A 15,861-nucleotide genomic window follows, 5' to 3' on the forward strand; every position below is an offset into this window, starting at 1 on the left:
AGGGCCTCGATGTCCGCGGCGATCACGGGCTCGTCCTCGATAATCAGCACGTCGGTGGCCAGCTCCGCGTCGATCTCGGCCTGGGCCTCGGCGATCAGTCGCTCGATCTCCGGGAAATCGGCGTCGAGGATCTGGGCGGCCTCGGAGGGTGTGAAGCCCTCGAGCGCGGTGAGCAGGAACGCTTGGCGCGAGCGCGGCGCGATGCGCATCAGCCGCCGCGTCGTATCATCGGAATCAGGATCATCGTCCTGCGGCCCTTCGAGATGGGCGCCCGAGCTGCACCAGATGGCGTGGAAGACGTGATAGAGCGCAACGCGAGGCGTAAGGTTGGCTTCGAGAGTCCGTTCCCCCGCGGCCAACGCCTCCAGCGCGACGCGCACGTAGTGGTCTCCAGTGGTCTGATCGCCGGTAAGGGCGCGGGCGTAGCGCCGGACGTAGGGCAGGTGGGGCGCAAGTCGGGCTAGCAGACTCAAGGGGTGACCTCTCCCATTGGCAGTGAACTTAAAGTAAGCCTCTCAAACAAGGTCATTCGAAGGCTGTCCCCGACGAAAGGCCATCATCCGCCAAAAACGTTACATGAGGGAACTCGTTCCCAAAACCGCGGGTTTTCCGAATCTTGGGTGCTTCGATCTGGAACTCGGAGCGGAGCCGGGCGTTGATGAGCGACGAGGATGCCAAGAGGGGGCGGCCTTCGCGAAAGCGACCTGCCGGACGTATGATAGAAAACATGCCCACACCGGACCCGCGAAAGCCGTCCGCAGCCCTGGACGAGGCCCGCCTGCGCCAACAGGCCATAGGCGTGCGCCTTCGCCAGATGTTCGACGAAGTGGTCAATGAAGATGTCCCGGATGAGTTCCTGGACATCCTGAGGCGCGCTGACAGCAAGACCGCGGAGAACGGCTGATGTCGGACGAAACCGTGACCCGCTCGCGCTCCGGTTCGGACGACGAGGGCTTTAAACGCGAGCTCGTTCAGCTCATTCCGCATCTGCGAGCGTTCGCCAGGACCCTTTGCGGGGACCCCGCCGCGGCCGATGACCTGGCGCAGGACGCCATGATGAAGGCCTGGGACGCGCGCGCGAGCTTTCAGATGGGCACCAACATGAAGGCCTGGACCTTCATGATCCTGCGCAACCAGTTCTATTCGGAGAAGCGCCGCTCCTGGCGCCAGAGCCAGCTCGACCAGGAAGCGGCCGAGCGAACCCTGGTGGCCGTGGACGATCCGGAGGCCCCGGTCGCGCTGGACGAACTTCGCCAGGGCTTGGCCATGCTGCCGGCCGAACAACGCGAGGCCCTGATCCTGGTGGGCGCCGGCGGATTTGCCTACGAAGAGGCCGCCGAGATCTGCAACTGCGCAGTGGGCACCGTAAAAAGTCGCGTCAGCCGCGCCCGACGCGCGTTGCATGTGATCTTGGAAGATGGCTCCTACGACCGCGACGGCGCGTCGGCGGGGGACGCCATGCGGGCTATCCTAGCAGACGCGGAGCGGCTAAGCACCGTCCGTTGAGGACGGGAACCGCCCTTCCATGACCGCCCTCCGCTGGGGTTCGCTGAGCACGATCAGGGTCCGCCTGACGGCGGCGCTAGCGGCCGCCCTGTTGCCGGTGCTGGTGTTGGGTGTTGTCCAGTCCGCGATCGCCTTCAATCGGGAACGCGTAATACTTCGCGAGAACCTGAGCTTCGCCGCCGAACGCAGCGCAGCGACGGCGCGCACACGGATGGAAGGCGCCGGCATCCTGCTGCAGACCCTGGCCCCAGCTTCTTTGGGGTATCAGTGCGCCGATCGGCTGGCGGAGGTCGCCCGGCGGACTCCCGGCTATGCCAACCTGGTGCGCTTCGACCGCCGCGGCCGCGTCGCCTGCGCGGCCGGCGACGTCCCCCCCGATGCCCAGCGCGCCCAGAGACCCTGGTTTCAGCGCTTGGCGCGCGGCGACAAGCTGGTGATCAGCCGGGAGCCCGGCTCGGCCTATTCAACCGAGCCGTCCGTGCTGGCCGCAGTACCCGCCGAGGGGCCGAGAGGCGAGTTCGACGGGGCCTTTGCAGCGGTCATAACCCTGGCCAGCCTGGAGCCGTCGGTCACCGACCCGACGCTGCCGGCCCACTCCGATGTGGCCCTCGCGGACGCGGCCGGGCGCTACATCAGCGTCACCGACGCCGAAGCCTTCCCGCCATTGCCTAAGGACTGGCGAGACCAGATCAAGCTGAACGGCGCCCACGTCTGGTATGGCCCCGACACGATCGGCGGACGACGCGTCTTCTCCGCCGCGCCGGTGGCCAGCAACGAGGTCTACGTCGTGCTGTCCGCCGGTTCGCCCGGCATCCTGTCGTGGGCCTGGCTCAATCCGCTCTCCGGGATTCTCTTCCCGATCCTGACCTTCGTCCTGGCGCTGGCCGCGGTCATGGCGGTCACCGACCGCGTGGTGATTCGCTGGATCAGCTATCTGCAGCGGATCGCCTCCCTCTACGCACGCGGCCGCTTCAGCGTGCGTCCGATACAGGCCGAACAGATGCCGCCGGAGATCCGCGACCTGGCTGAAACCCTCGAGGACATGGCCGACGCCATCGTAGGGCGCGATGCTTCGCTGCGGGACTCCCTGGCGCAGAAGGACGCTCTGATGCGTGAGATTCACCACCGGGTGAAGAACAACCTGCAGGTAATCTCCTCGCTGCTGAACATACAGCAACGGGCGTTGAGCGACCCCGCCGCTCGCGCGGCCATGTCGGACACCCGGCAGCGGATCACCGCGCTGGCCCTGATCTACCGGTCCGTCTACCAGGGTTCCGATCTGAAGCATGTGGACCTGCGGTCCTTCCTGGAAGAGCTGACCGCGCAGGTGGTGACCGGCGAGATGAACCATGGGCCGGCGGTGCGCACCGAGCTCTTCGTGGACACCCTCGTCATCGACCCCGACCGGCTGGCGCCTCTGGCGCTCTTCGCGGTTGAAGCAATCACCAACGCCCAGAAGCACGCATTCGCGATGCGCGGCGGGACGTTGACCCTGGCCTTCCGGGTTCGCGGCGAGGAGGCGGTGCTTGAGATTTCCGACGACGGCCAAGCCGGCGACGACCCGCTGAGCGCCACCGGCGTCGGCCGCACCCTGATGACGGCCTTCGCACGCCAGCTGCGGGGCCGCGCCGAATTGGTGCGCAACCCCGGCGGCGGCGTCACGGCAAGGTTGGTATTCCCCACACCCGCCGCCGAAGTGCGCGGCAAGGCAGCCGGCACGGGGGCCGGGGGGAACCAGGCGGCAGCGTAAACGTTGTTGCGGAGCTAGTTTCAATCCCCGGAGAGCCCACCATGCGCAAGTTCGTACTTTTCGCCGTTATGGCCGCCAGCATGGCCGTCGCCGCCTGCAACACGGTTGAAGGCGCGGGCAAGGACGTGTCCGCGGCCGGCAAGGCCGTGACCACCACCGCCGACGACGCCAAGCACTAGGCGTTACGCACCTCAGTAGCCCCGCCGCTCGCGGCGGGGTTTTCCTTTGCCCGGTCCGAATCGCCGGTCTTAGGTGGCAGGTTTCAGGCGACGGCCCGGGTCGACGGTTGCTTTCGGTAGAATCCGCGGCGTCCTGGCGCTTTATTGAGACCGGGTGCGGCCTCGTTCTCGCCCAGCACCAACCAGCCGTCGGGCGCAAGCGTACGCTGCAGGTTCGCCAGCACCCGGGCTCGCGCATCCTGCGCCAAGTATCCCAGCACGTTGCGGCAAAGCACGAGGTCGAACTGGCCAAGCCGCGCCGGGTCGTCCATCAGGTTGACGCGGCGCCAGCGAACTGTCTGGCGCACGCGAAGGCACAGGGCGAACCCATCCTCGGCGGCCTCAAAATGCCGGACAAGCCGCTGTGCGGAGAGCCCGCGCTGAACCTCGAATTGGCTGTAGAGCCCAGCCTGCGCCTTTTCGAGCCGCTGCTCGCTTAGGTCGGAGCCGAACAGCTCGATGCTCGCCCCCGCCGGCGGGCTCTCATCCAGCGCCATGGCCAGGGAATAGACTTCCTGGCCCGCGCCGCAGGCGGCCGCCCAGAGCCGCAAAGGCCCACCGCCCCGCCGCCGGGCGAGCTCCGGCAGAAGTTCGCCGACGACTCGCTCAAGGGTCCGGGGTTCGCTGAAGAACGCGGTCTCGGCAGGTGACATCGCCTCGACCGCGGCCCAGATCAGCCGCTCCTCGTCACGATCGCGAACCGCGGCCACGAACTCGTGCACCGAGCCAAACCCCTCGCGCCGCGCGACGGACCCCAGCCGATTTTCCAGAATGTAGGCTTTGTCGGGATCGATCGCGAGGCCCGCGCGGTCGGCGCAGAGACGCGCGATCAGTTCGCGGTCCTGCGGGGTCACAACACCCCCACCAGCGCCAGCTTTGAGGCGACGATGTCTCCATCGAAGGGCTTCATAATGTATTCGTCCGCGCCGCTCGTCAGGGCTTGCCGAATGCGGTCGAGGTCGTTTTCCGCCGAACAGAAAATAACCTTCGGCCGCTCGCCGCCGGGCTCGCGCCGCAGCTGACGCAGAAATTCCAGGCCGTCCATCACCGGCATGTTCCAGTCGAGTAGAATGACGTCCGGCATGACGGTGCGGACCCAGGCCAGCGCTTCAGCGCCCTCGCCGGCCTCGGCCATGTCAAACTTCAGATCCTCCAGGATCCGCCGCGCCACCTTGCGCACGATGCGGCTGTCGTCGACGACGAGGCAGAGCTTCCGGTCAGCGGACTCCTTAACCATGCCGCTCTTGTCGCGCCTGAGGGTTAAGGAGCCGTAGCGACATTCGGGCTCGCCAACCCCGCTAACACATATTACAGATGTAGGTTATTACATGCGTAGTCCAATTCGGCGGGCCCATGATCGCTCGACTCCAGACCTTCGCCATCCTCGTGGTGCTGCTGGCCGTCGTCGGCATTCCGATCTCAGTCGGCTACGCCACCTGGAAAGACCACCAGAACATCCGGCGCGAGTGGACGATCGCGGGGACGCCCTGTCCCGTGAAGGCGAGCCTTTCGGCCGCTGCCCGCGGCGCCAAACCGCCGCCGGCTTTTGTCTATCGCGGTGCGGCCTTCGCCTATCAGATCGGCGACGTCGAGTGCGTAGCCTCGCCGGAGAAGAGCCTTTTCGACCCCTCACACTATACGGTCTGCCAGTTTGATGCGCCGGGCGCGGTGGAGGTCACCAGCACCGGGCGCACGACATTCTTCGAACCAGGCATCGGCCACGGCGCAGCCGTGACCGTGCGCAAGGGCCAGGTATCCTGCGTCGTGATGGGACCAGGCCGATTCCACGGCCCGGACGTCGGACGCCGGCTTCAGGCCGCCAAGGCCGACAGCGAACAACCCCGCCCCTAGCCAGGTTCGCCAGTTCCAGCGCTCAGGCCGGAATCGTTGCCGCCAGGGTTACTTTCTCTTCAGTCAGGTCGGCGAAGACGCGGCCGCCGGCGTCTGTCACAAAGAAGTGGAGGTAGCGCGCCTGCACCCAGTGCCCATGCAGCCCTTCGCCTGGCCCTTCTCCACGAAGGCCGGCCAGCACCTCGGGGCGCAGTCGCGCCCGCGGGCCGGTCGCCTCGACGGCGATCACCACGGTGGCGCCCTCCTCCACCGCACGCACCTGCGCCGTCCCGCCGGTGGGCAGGGCTGCGCCGGCCATCTGTGCGAGATTGAGGAGCGTGCGCGCGACGGGCTTGTTCACCGCCGGCGTCACCACCTGCCAGTCGAGCTCGGCGCGCATATGACCGAAGACCCCTTGGGCCAGCTTTTCGAGCTCGCGGACATCGAAGGTCTCGGCCGAGGCCGAAGCGCCGAACGCCACCCGCGTGAAGGCCAGCAGGTCCGCCAATTTCCGGGCCGAGGTTGCGATCAGCCCCATGGCGTCGTCGCGCATGTCCTGCGCCGTCGGGTCCTCCAGCAGGTCGAGCCCAGAGACGATGGCGCTCGCCGGGCTGATGAAGTCGTGGCACATCCGCGCGGCAAGAAAGGCGGCCAACTCGGCGGCGCGCAGGGGCGGGGTTTCTGAAACGTCAGGGGCGGCGATTTCCGTCATGCCATGGACCTTGCGGTGATTTGAACCTTTGGAAAACCACGCGCGGCCCATATGAGAGCCCGCCTGGAGATTGCGCATGAATGACATCGGGGCCGAGCTGGCCGAGATCTGCGACGCGGCGGCTGCACTGATCCTGCCCCTGTGGAGAACCGGCCTGGCCGTGGCCCAGAAGGCCGATGAGAGTCCCGTGACCGAAGCCGATCGCCAAGGCGAGGCTTTGATCTTGAAGGCGCTTGCCGAACGCTTCCCTGACATCCCGGTGGTATCCGAGGAGGACGCCAGCGAGTTCGGAACGCCCGACGCCATCGGACCGCGCTTCTTCCTGGTCGACCCTCTGGATGGAACCAAGGCCTTCGTCCGCGGAGACCCTCATTTCACAGTCAATATCGGCCTGATCGAGGATGGTCGTCCGGTCGCCGGGGCCGTCGCGTCCCCGCCCTCCGGAGAGGTCTGGTATACGGCGGCCGGCCGGTCGATGAAGCGACTGAAGGGCGCGGCGCCAAGACCGGTCCGGGCGCGGCCGTGGCCCGAGGGCCGGGCGTTGGCGCTGATCAGCCACACCATGAAGGTCGAAACCGCCGACAAGCTGGCGCAGGACTACGGCTTCCACCTGCGCGAGCCCATGGATTCCTCGATCAAGCTCTGCCGCATCGCCGAGGGGATGGCCGACATCTACCCAAGGCACGGACCAACTATGGAATGGGACACCGCTGCGGGCCATGCGGTGCTGGAGGCGGCCGGTGGCCGTTTCACAACGCCCGAAGGGCGGCCCTTCGTATATGGGAAGGCTCAGGACGGCTTCCGCAACGGCTGGTTCGTCGCGCGAGGCGCCTAGTCGCGACTAGATCTTCTTCGGGAGGTTCCAGACCTTGGAGGCCGGTCCGGAGGTTATGAACTCCTGACGCGCCCCTTCGCCTGCCGCCGCCGCCGGACGGCCAAGCGCCAGGTAACTGACGAATCCGACCAAGAAGGCGAATGCGGCTAGCCAGGCGAACGGTCGGACGATCTCTGACAGGTTGGAGGCAGGCATCGTCGGGCCCTTGAGCGGTGTCTATGAGGGGAACACCGCCCGGCCCGCTTGGTTGCGCCGGCCTTAGACCTCGGCCCACATACGAAGAAGATTGTTGTAGGTGGCCGTCAGCCGCACCGCCGCCGCGTCCGCCTGGCCCACCGGGACGCTAAGCGACTGGATGGTGTTGTCGAGGTCGTAGAGAAGGCTCCTCTGCCCGTCGTCGCGGACCATCGACTGGACCCAGAAGAATGCGGCCCAGCGCGAACCCCTCGTGATTGACGCCACCCTGTGCAGGCTGGAAGCGGGGTAGAGGATCATATCGCCGGCGGCGAGCTTCACGGCATGTTCGCCAAAGGTGTCCTCGACGATCAGCTCGCCGCCGTCGTAATCGCTCGGCTCGGTCAGGAAGAGGGTGGCCGAAAGGTCGGTGCGGAACCGTACGGGGCCTGCAAACCGGATCGCGTTGTCCACATGTTCGCCAAAGGCCATGCCCTCGTCGTAGCGATTGAACAGGGGAGGATAGACCCGCAAAGGCAGGGCGGCGGAGACGAACGCCGGGGTCTTGCCAAGGCGTCCCAGGATCATGTCGCCGAGTTCGCGCGCCGCGGGCGCCTCCTGGCTGACCTGGAGGTTGTGTTTGACCCGGGCCGACTGCTCGCCGGCGGTCACCCGGCCGTCGACCCAATCTTGAGCGGCCAACTGCGCCAGGCAACCAGCGACCTCTTCGGAATTCAGCACCTGCTCGATGTGGACCAGCATGGCCGGATGTCCCGATCCCTAGAAGCTCGCGCCAACGGAAAAGACGATCGTGCGCCCCGGCGCCGGCGTCGCCCGATTGGCGAACACCTGGGTGTAGTTCAGCCGATCACCCAGATTGTAACCGTTGATGGCGAACCGGTAGGCGCCGCGCCGATAACTGACGTAGGCGTCGACGGTGACGTTTTCCGGAGCCTCGGCGATCTTGGCCGCCGTCAACGTCGAACGGTCGGTGAAACTGACGCTCCTGGGGGCGTAGCCCAGGAAAAGTTCGCTCTGGTAGATCAGGTCGCCGCCGATCGAGAGCCCGTTGATCCAGTCGGACAGGTCGTAGGTCGTGAACAGCGTCGCGGAGTGCTTCGGCACGAAGGTCGCTTGCTGGCCGACGGCGATGGTGTTCAGCACGGGGAAGGCTGTGGTGACGCCGACCGGGCAGGCGATGGCGCTGGGCGCGCCAACGGTTGAGGTCGGCACGGCGCAGTTGGTGAAGGACTCTTTGATCCGGGCGTCCAGGTAGGTGTAGCCGGCGCTGAGGGTCCAGGCCGGTGTCAGGCTGCCGGTCACCCCGAGCTCGATCCCCGTCACCTCCTGGCGTTCTCCGGACTGAGCCTGGAGGAAGCCGGTCGCGGGGTCGGTCTGCAGAGCGTTGTCCTTCTTGATGTCGAAGATCGAGGCGGTGGCTGACAGGCTCGTACGCGGAATCCTGGCCTTGACGCCCGCTTCCCAGATTTCGCTGTCCTCCGGCGCCAGGTCCTTGCTGGTCACCGCAAGCGCTGCGGCGGCTCCGACCACCGATGTGCCCTGCGGCGTCTGCGATCTGCCCCACGACAGATAGTAGGTCTGGTCGTCCGACGGCTCCCAAACCCCGCTCAACCGCGGGCTTTTCAAGGTGGGGCTCACCTTGATCTCCGAGGAGGTGTTGTTGAAAAACAGCGAATTGAGCTTGGCGGTGTAGAGGTCCACCCGATAGCTGCCGATGATCGACAGGGTGCTCGTGAGCCACAGGCGGTCGGTCAGGAAGATCCCGCCGTCGGTGGATTCGCCCTCGCTACTCTGCGTCGCAGAACCCAAGGTGTTGGTGAACACCGACACGCCGTTGACGATCGTGGTGCAGTTGGCCGTCGTGGAGGGGCAGGAGATGTTCTGGCCAGGGACGGCCCGCAGGACGGCATAGCCCGGTGGGAAATTGGGGTTCGGATTTGTGATCGGGTGCGGGATCGCAGGCCGGGTCGTGAACGGCGGCGGCAGGGTGTAGACGAAGAAGCTCTTGTCGTTCGACTGCCGCGAAAGGTCGACGCCCACGATCGCCTGGTTCTTCAGGGAGCCGAGATCGTAGTCGAAGCGCACGGTCGAGACGTTCTGCAGGCCCCAGGCGTCCATGTCGTAGGGACCCTGGCCGCCGATGCCGCCGAAGGCCTCGGTCGCCGGGTCGCCATCGAACAATGCGCTGGTGCAGGCGGCCGGGCACTGATCGAGCGTCGTGTACTGGAAGTACCGGGAATAGATCGCGTACCGGGTATCCGAGGTGAGGCTCACCTTGTCGTTGATCGTATGGGCAAAGCGCACCGTCAGCATGTCGGTGTCCGAGCGGTCGACGTCGTTGCGGAAGCCGAGGAAGTTGGAGCGTCGGACGCCGACGTCATACTCCGTGGCCGGCAGCGCGACGATGTCGCCGGGCCGCTGGACGATGACAATGCCGTAGTCGGGCCGCTGGTGATCATGCTGGTGGAGGGCGCTGATCGTCAGCTGTGTGTCCGTGCCCAGACCAAAGCCCGCGGTCACCGCTGCGCCCCAGCGGTCGGAGAAGATCAGATCGCGGTCGACCACCCCGGTGGAGTTGCCCATCAGGGTCACGCGGACGGCGGCGGTGTCGCCGATCTTGCGGTTGATGTCGGCGAGCGCGCGAGAGTAGTCGCCATTGCCCACATAGCCGTCGAGGGTGGTGAAGTCCTCGAGCTTCGGCTGCTTGGAGATCGTGTTGATCGCCCCGCCCGTGGTGCCGCGCCCGAACATGGCCCCCGAGGGTCCTTTCAGGACCTGAACCTCTTCGTAGTTGAAGCTGTCGCGCGTATAGGCGCCGAAGTCCCGCAGGCCGTCGACGTAGACGTCGTCCTTGGCGTCGAATCCGCGGATCTTGAACTGGTCTCCCGAGAGCGTGCCGCCCTCGCCGATGGCGATGGTGATGCCGGGCACGTTGCGCAACGCCCCCTCCAGCGTGTTGATCCCCTGGGCCTTCAGCTGGGCGTTGGTCACCACGCTGATCGCCTGGGGCGTATCCTGGACCGTGGACTGAAGAGCCGAGAGGCCGGTGTCACGATTGAGTGGTCTTGTCTCGGCGGTCACCGTTACGCCGGAGACGGCGGCGCCCTCATCGGCCGCGTCAGGGGCGATTTCGGCGTGGGCCCCGCTGCAAAGGCTGGCGGCTCCGGCCATCATCGCCAGGCCAAGTCGCGGCGGTCGCGCCTTTCTATAGGCGATCACTCCAACCACGCCGCTACGCATACAAATTTCCCAGCCCGAGATGAGATTGCGAGTCGTTCTTAGTAAGACCGGTTACGCTTAGCAATGAGAATGATTTGCAGAAGCGTTCGCACTTTTCGGGCGCAGGATTCGACGGCCGTCCGGATCGGCGCGATGCTGGCCAAAACGAACCCGGGAAGCTGCGCCATGGCCTACGAAACAGGCGACTACGAAGCCATCACCCTCGAACGGCGCGACGCCGTGGCGTTGCTCACCCTCAATCGGCCCGACCGGCTGAACGCGATTTCGCCGGGGCTGCGCAGCGAGGTCGCCGACGCCGTCGCTCGCGTGAAGGCCGACGATGAGGCGCGCGCCCTGGTGGTCACCGGCGCCGGCCGCGGATTCTGCGCCGGCGCCGACTTGCTGGGCTCAGGTCCGGTCGCCACAGGCCGCGCCCCCGAACCCACAACGCAAGACGGGCGGCTCGACGAAATGGGGTGGGTCGGGCGCTGGGCGATGATGTGGTCCGGCCTCGATAAGCCGATCATCGGCGCCATCAACGGCGTGGCTGCCGGCGCCGGCATGTCCACAGCGCTGGCGTGCGACGTCCGCATTGGCTCAGAGCACGCCCGCTTCAAGAGCGTCTTCGTCGAACGCTCGCTCTCGCCGGACTGCGGCCTGAGCTTCTTCCTGCCTCGCGTGGTGGGGTACGCAGCCGCCGCCGACCTGATCTTCACCAGTCGCGCGGTAGGCGCCGAGGAAGCGCTTCGCCTGGGCCTGTTGAACCGCCTGGTCGCTGCCGAAGACTTGCTCGACGCGGCCATCGCCTACGCCCAGGAGATGACCCGTTGGCCGCCGGTGGCGCTTCGGGTGTCAAAACGCGTCCTGCAACACAACGCCGAGGCCGAGCTGGAAGCTGCCCTGCGCTACGAGACCGCCGGCCTCGGCTACGCCCGAAAGGCGCCCAACGACGTCAAGGAATCTCGCGCCGCGTTCCTGGAGAAGCGTCAGGGCGTCTACACAGGGACCTGATACTCGGTCATAAGGCGCCGCATTCTTTCTGGAGACATTTCCATGCCCCTCGACTCGGCGGCCGATCAGAAGACCTTTCGTTGGGATGATCCGCTGGACCTGGCCTCGCGCCTCTCAGAGGACGAGCGCATGGTGTGGGAGGCCGCCCGCGCGTACGCCCGCGAGAAGCTCCTGCCGCGAGTGGTCTCCGCCTTCGCCGAGGAAAGGTTTGATCGCGAGATCATGACCGAGATGGGTGCGCTGGGGTTCCTGGGCCCGACGCTTCCCGAGAAATACGGTTGCGCCGAGGTCAATCATGTCGCCTACGGCCTCATCGCCCGCGAGATCGAGGCGATCGACTCCGGCTACCGCTCGGCGATGAGCGTTCAGTCCTCGCTGGTCATGTACCCGATCTATGCGTTCGGCTCCGAAGAGCAGCGGATGAAATACCTGCCTGGCATGGCCAAGGGCGAGATCGTCGGCTGCTTCGGCCTCACCGAGTCCGACGGCGGCTCCGACCCCGCCTCGATGCGCACGATCGCCAAGAAGACGACCGGCGGCTACCTGCTGTCGGGCTCGAAGATGTGGATCACCAATTCGCCGATCAGCGACGTGGCGCTGGTCTGGGCCAAGCTCGATGGCGTGATCCGTGGCTTCCTCGTAGACCGCGGCTCCAAAGGCTTCGAGACTCCGAAGATCCAGAACAAGCTCAGCCTGCGCGCCTCCGTCACGGGAGAGATCGCACTGGATGAGGTTTTCGTGCCGGAAGACATGATGCTGCCGGACGTCTCGGGCCTGCGCGGTCCGTTCTCCTGCCTGAACAAGGCCCGCTACGGCATCGCCTGGGGGGCGATGGGCGCGGCCGAATTCTGCCTGCACGCCAGCCGCGAATACACCCAGACCCGCAAGGTGTTCGGCAAGCCGCTGGCGGCGCGCCAGCTGATCCAGAAAAAGCTCGCCGACATGCAGACCGAGATCGCGCTCGGCTTCGAGGGCGCCCTGGCGCTCGGCCGCCTTATCGACGAAGGCGCCTGGGTTCCGGAAGCCATCAGCCTGATGAAGCGCAACAACTGTGGCAAGGCGCTCGCCATCGCCCGCGAAGCCCGCGACATACACGGCGGCAACGGCATCTCCGGCGAATACCACGTGATGCGCCACGCCGCGAACCTGGAGACCGTCAACACCTATGAGGGGGCGCATGATGTTCACGCCCTCATCCTGGGACGGGCGATCACCGGCGAGAACGCCTTCTAGCCGGGCGGGAAGCGCGCCTCGCTGACCGAAGAACCCGCAGAAACCGAGACGGCCTAGCCTTCCAACGGCGCGCGAACGGATGCTAATCCTGCGGCCGAACCGAGTGGTCTCAGGAGTTCAGATGAATCTCGTCCCCGCATCGCTGGCGCGCCCCCTGGGTGCAGGCCTGCTCGCCGCCGTGACCGCAGCGACGGCCATCGCAACCGCTGCGATGGCTCAGCCGCAAACCCCGGCGCCATCGGCCGCGCCGCCTGCTTCCTTCGGCATCTGCGCGGCGTGCCACGAAACCACCGCCGGCGCCCACCCGTCTCTCGGGCCCAATCTCCTCAACGTGGGCGGCCGCAAGGCAGGCAGTGCGCCGGACTTCGACTACTCGGATGCACTCAAGGCCTCGAGCACCGTATGGACGGCGGACACCCTCCAGGCCTTTATTCTCGATCCGGCCAAGGCCATCCCCGGCAACAAGATGGACTATCCGGGCGCGGGCGACGCTGCGACGGCCAAAGAGATCGCCGACTACCTCATGAGCCTGAAAGGTTGAGAGCCGGCGGGGCCGATGCTAGCTCTGCATTGGCTTTAAAGCATTTGCGATTCAACTCGACGCCGGCCCAAGGGGCGGCGCATCCGGAGCTTTGAATGACACAGTCTAGAACCGTCCTGTGCGCTGCGGTCGCCGGCGTTGGCCTCGCCCTTGGACTCCTCTGCACCGCCGCTTCGGCGGGCAATCCCGTGGAAGACCGCCAGGCGACCATGAAGCAGGTCGGCCAGACGATGAAGGAGGCGAGCGCCTACACCTCGGCCCAAGCCCCTTACGATGCGGCCAAGGTGAAGACGCTGATGGACGGCGTGGTCGGCGGCGCGAAGAAGCTGACGGGCCTCTATCCCGCCAACACGGCGGCGGACCCGAAGACCTCGGCCGATCCCAAGATCTGGGAAAACAAGGCCGACTTCGACAAGCGCCTGGCCGAGATGGGCACACTCGCCGCCGCCGCCGCGAAGGCCAAGGACACCGACGGCTTCAAGCCGGCGTTCAAGGCGCTCGGTGAGACCTGCAAGTCCTGCCACGACCTCTATCGCATGAAGAAGAAGACCTGAGGCCCCGGTCGGGAACCTAGGGTCGCTCACAGCTTGTCGGAATTCCACGATGCTTAGGCGCGCTTCGGCTGTCTTGGGCGTGCTGACCCTGGTGGTTCTGGCCGCCCTCTGGTTCATCACGGCCCCACGTCGGTTGCCGGCGTCCGAATTGGCGGCGGGCTACCACCCGAACGTGGCCAACGGCGAGGTGATGTTCACAGCCGCCAATTGTTCCGGTTGCCACGCGACGCCCGGGCAGGAGGATCGCACCCAACTTGGGGGCGGCCTGAAGTTGAAATCGCCCTTCGGGACCTTCGTAGCGCCGAACATCTCGTCCGATCCGAAATACGGCGTCGGGGCCTGGACCGAGGCGGAATTCGCCAACGCCGTGAAGCGCGGCGTCGGCCGCCACGGCGAGCATCTGTACCCGGCGTTTCCCTATTCGGCCTACAGCCTGATGAAGACGTCAGATGTGCGCGACCTCTTCGCCTACCTCAGGACGCTGCCGGCGGTGGCCAAGCCGACGGCGCCTCACGAACTGAAGTTCCCCTATAGCTTGCGGCCGGCGGTGGGCTTCTGGAAGCTGCTCTTCTTCAGGCCGCGCGAGTTCATTCCCGATCCGAAGCATTCCGTCGCGTGGAACCGCGGCGCCTACCTCGCCGAAGGCCCGGGCCACTGCGCCGAATGTCATACGCCGCGAAACGCACTCGGCGGCGTCGAGGCGGCTCAACTCTACGAGGGCGCGCCGAACCTTGAAGCCGGTGGCCGATTCGCCAGCAACATCACCCCGGACAAGGACGGAATTGGCGACTGGAGCGAGCAGGACATCGCCGATTTCCTGAAGTCCGGCACAGACAAATGCTTCAATGAGCCCACCGGCATGCGCGACGTGATCGCCAGCACGAGCAAGCTCAGCGACGACGACCTGGCCGCCCTCGGCGCCTACATCCACGCCCTCCCGCCTATCGCCGGCAACCCCAAGCATAAGACCTGCTAGCGGGCGCTGCTTCGCGCGGAAGGCATGGGCTGCTACTCAGTCCGCAAGACCTTGGGGGAGAGAGACTACGCCATGGCGGAAATCACCGCTGATCGCATGCCGGCCGCCGACAAGGGGGCCTCGCTGCGGACCGTGGTCGCCGCCTCCGCGGCCGGAACCACCTTCGAGTGGTATGACTTCTTCGTTTTCGGCTCCCTGGCGCAGATCATCTCGAAGACCTTTTTCTCCGGCCTCAACGAGACCGCGGGCTATATCGCCGCGCTAGGCCTCTTCGGCGCCGGCTTCGCCTTTCGACCGATTGGCGCCTTGGTGTTTGGGCGCATTGGCGACCGCGTCGGGCGCAAGGGCGCGTTCCTGGTGACGGTTGTGCTGATGGGCGGGGCGACGGTCGCCATCGGCCTGCTTCCAAGTTACGCCACAGTCGGCATCGTCGCTCCGATCCTGTTGCTCCTGATGCGGATCGTGCAGGGGTTCGCCCTCGGCGGCGAATATGGCGGCGCCGCGATCTACGTCGCCGAGCACGCGCCCGTCGGCGCGCGCGGACGCTCCACCGGCTGGATCCAGACCTCGGCCGCCTTCGGCCTCTTTGCGGCCCTCCTGGTGATCCTCGCGACACGCGTCGTGCTCGGCAAGACGTTCGGGCCCGGGGCCTTCGACGCCTGGGGCTGGCGCATTCCGTTCCTGGTCTCCGCAGGCTTGCTGGCTGTCTCAATCTACATGCGCCTGAAGCTCTCGGAGAGCCCGGCTTTCGCGGCCATGAAAGCCGAGGGCAAGGGTTCGACAGCGCCTTACGCGGAGGCGTTTGGCCAGTGGAAGAACCTGAAGACAGTGCTCCTGGCCCTGGTCGCCATCATGTCCGCGCAAGGAGCCGTCTGGTACACCGCCTTCTTCTACGTGCAGACCTTTATGGAGAAGTTCCTGAAGGTCGATCCGGCGACCATCAACATGCTGATGATGGTCATCGTGGCGCTCTCCGCGCCCTGCTACGTCTTCTTCGGCTGGCTCTCCGACAAGGTGGGGCGAAAGCCGGTCCTGCTGTTCGGTATGGTGCTGATGCTGGTCGCCTATTTCCCGGGCTTCCACATGCTGGCCAATGCGCTGAATCCCGCGCTGGCGGAAGCGACCAAGGCGTCGCCCGCCACGGTGATCGCCGATCCGGCCGACTGTTCGCTGCAGTTCGATCCGGTGGGCAAGGCCAGCTTCACCTCGTCCTGCGACATCGCCAAGAGCGCGCTCGCCAACGCCGGCGTCTCCTACATCAATCAGCCGGGGGTTCCGGGG

Annotated in this window: 18 protein-coding genes and 1 pseudogene; 12 read left to right on the forward strand and 7 right to left on the reverse strand. The window is 66.2% G+C overall.

Annotated features, from left to right (window positions below):
* Positions 1-473, reverse strand: a pseudogene (locus VGI62_RS04180) (response regulator); the annotation flags it as partial.
* A gap of 242 nt (positions 474-715) precedes the next feature.
* Between VGI62_RS04180 and VGI62_RS04185 the strand changes: the two are divergent.
* The 4 genes from VGI62_RS04185 to VGI62_RS04200 are packed head-to-tail and all read left to right on the forward strand — an operon-like array spanning position 716 to position 3,435.
* A complete protein-coding gene (locus VGI62_RS04185; protein ID WP_331503152.1) occupies positions 716-904 on the forward strand; it encodes a NepR family anti-sigma factor in 189 nt (62 codons plus the stop codon).
* On the forward strand, positions 904-1,506 hold the full coding sequence (locus VGI62_RS04190) for a sigma-70 family RNA polymerase sigma factor (RefSeq protein ID WP_331503135.1): 603 nt from the start codon (positions 904-906) through the stop codon (positions 1,504-1,506). The genes VGI62_RS04185 and VGI62_RS04190 overlap by 1 nt, the downstream gene beginning before the upstream one ends.
* Before the next feature lie 19 nt (positions 1,507-1,525).
* On the forward strand, positions 1,526-3,256 hold the full coding sequence (locus VGI62_RS04195) for a sensor histidine kinase (protein ID WP_331503136.1): 1,731 nt from the start codon (positions 1,526-1,528) through the stop codon (positions 3,254-3,256).
* A gap of 41 nt (positions 3,257-3,297) precedes the next feature.
* On the forward strand, positions 3,298-3,435 hold the full coding sequence (locus VGI62_RS04200) for an entericidin A/B family lipoprotein (RefSeq protein ID WP_331503137.1): 138 nt from the start codon (positions 3,298-3,300) through the stop codon (positions 3,433-3,435).
* Positions 3,436-3,518: 83 nt separating this feature from the next.
* On the opposite strand, the gene VGI62_RS04205 is transcribed toward VGI62_RS04200, so the two are convergent.
* Positions 3,519-4,328 (reverse strand): protein-glutamate O-methyltransferase CheR, encoded by an 810-nt coding sequence (locus tag VGI62_RS04205; RefSeq protein ID WP_331503138.1) that lies wholly within the window; start codon positions 4,326-4,328, stop codon positions 3,519-3,521.
* Positions 4,325-4,711: a response regulator gene (locus VGI62_RS04210; RefSeq protein ID WP_331503139.1), complete on the reverse strand. Its 387-nt coding sequence runs from the start codon at positions 4,709-4,711 to the stop codon at positions 4,325-4,327. Before VGI62_RS04210 ends, VGI62_RS04205 begins: the two co-directional genes overlap by 4 nt.
* Before the next feature lie 116 nt (positions 4,712-4,827).
* Between VGI62_RS04210 and VGI62_RS04215 the strand changes: the two genes are divergently transcribed.
* The gene (locus VGI62_RS04215) at positions 4,828-5,325 is read left to right on the forward strand and encodes a hypothetical protein (RefSeq protein WP_331503140.1); all 498 of its coding nucleotides are present in this window, start codon (positions 4,828-4,830) and stop codon (positions 5,323-5,325) included.
* A gap of 22 nt (positions 5,326-5,347) precedes the next feature.
* Here the strand turns inward: VGI62_RS04215 and chpT are convergent, their stop codons facing one another.
* Positions 5,348-6,016, reverse strand: coding sequence for a histidine phosphotransferase ChpT (gene chpT, locus VGI62_RS04220; RefSeq protein WP_331503141.1), 669 nt, complete (start codon positions 6,014-6,016; stop codon positions 5,348-5,350).
* A 76-nt stretch (positions 6,017-6,092) separates the two neighbouring features.
* Between chpT and cysQ the strand changes: the two genes are divergently transcribed.
* A complete protein-coding gene (cysQ, locus tag VGI62_RS04225; protein WP_331503142.1) occupies positions 6,093-6,851 on the forward strand; it encodes a 3'(2'),5'-bisphosphate nucleotidase CysQ in 759 nt (252 codons plus the stop codon).
* Positions 6,852-6,857: 6 nt separating this feature from the next.
* On the opposite strand, the gene VGI62_RS04230 is transcribed toward cysQ, so the two are convergent.
* The 3 genes from VGI62_RS04230 to VGI62_RS04240 all read right to left on the reverse strand — a co-directional run bounded on the left by VGI62_RS04230 (position 6,858) and on the right by VGI62_RS04240 (position 10,286).
* A complete protein-coding gene (locus VGI62_RS04230; protein WP_331503143.1) occupies positions 6,858-7,046 on the reverse strand; it encodes a hypothetical protein in 189 nt (62 codons plus the stop codon).
* 63 nt (positions 7,047-7,109) lie between these two features.
* Complete coding sequence (locus VGI62_RS04235; RefSeq protein ID WP_331503144.1) at positions 7,110-7,787, reverse strand: Fe2+-dependent dioxygenase; 678 nt, start codon at positions 7,785-7,787, stop codon at positions 7,110-7,112.
* 18 nt (positions 7,788-7,805) lie between these two features.
* On the reverse strand, positions 7,806-10,286 hold the full coding sequence (locus VGI62_RS04240; protein WP_331503145.1) for a TonB-dependent receptor: 2,481 nt from the start codon (positions 10,284-10,286) through the stop codon (positions 7,806-7,808).
* A 165-nt stretch (positions 10,287-10,451) separates the two neighbouring features.
* On the opposite strand from VGI62_RS04240, the gene VGI62_RS04245 reads away from it, so the two are divergent.
* The 6 genes from VGI62_RS04245 to VGI62_RS04270 all read left to right on the forward strand — a co-directional run.
* Positions 10,452-11,276 carry an enoyl-CoA hydratase/isomerase family protein gene (locus VGI62_RS04245; protein ID WP_331503146.1) on the forward strand — a complete coding sequence of 275 codons (825 nt, stop codon included), beginning with the start codon at positions 10,452-10,454 and terminating at the stop codon, positions 11,274-11,276.
* A gap of 42 nt (positions 11,277-11,318) precedes the next feature.
* Positions 11,319-12,509, forward strand: coding sequence for an acyl-CoA dehydrogenase (locus VGI62_RS04250; RefSeq protein WP_331503147.1), 1,191 nt, complete (start codon positions 11,319-11,321; stop codon positions 12,507-12,509).
* 121 nt (positions 12,510-12,630) lie between these two features.
* Positions 12,631-13,050: a c-type cytochrome gene (locus VGI62_RS04255; protein ID WP_331503148.1), complete on the forward strand. Its 420-nt coding sequence runs from the start codon at positions 12,631-12,633 to the stop codon at positions 13,048-13,050.
* Between the two features lie 95 nt (positions 13,051-13,145).
* On the forward strand, positions 13,146-13,604 hold the full coding sequence (locus tag VGI62_RS04260; RefSeq protein ID WP_331503149.1) for a cytochrome c: 459 nt from the start codon (positions 13,146-13,148) through the stop codon (positions 13,602-13,604).
* 49 nt (positions 13,605-13,653) lie between these two features.
* Positions 13,654-14,580: a cytochrome c gene (locus VGI62_RS04265; protein ID WP_331503150.1), complete on the forward strand. Its 927-nt coding sequence runs from the start codon at positions 13,654-13,656 to the stop codon at positions 14,578-14,580.
* Between the two features lie 72 nt (positions 14,581-14,652).
* A partial coding sequence (locus VGI62_RS04270) for an MFS transporter (protein ID WP_331503151.1) occupies positions 14,653-15,861 on the forward strand: 1,209 nt, incomplete at its 3' end.

This window comes from Phenylobacterium sp., from assembly GCF_036495085.1.
In the GTDB taxonomy this organism is placed as follows: Bacteria; Pseudomonadota; Alphaproteobacteria; order Caulobacterales; family Caulobacteraceae; genus Phenylobacterium.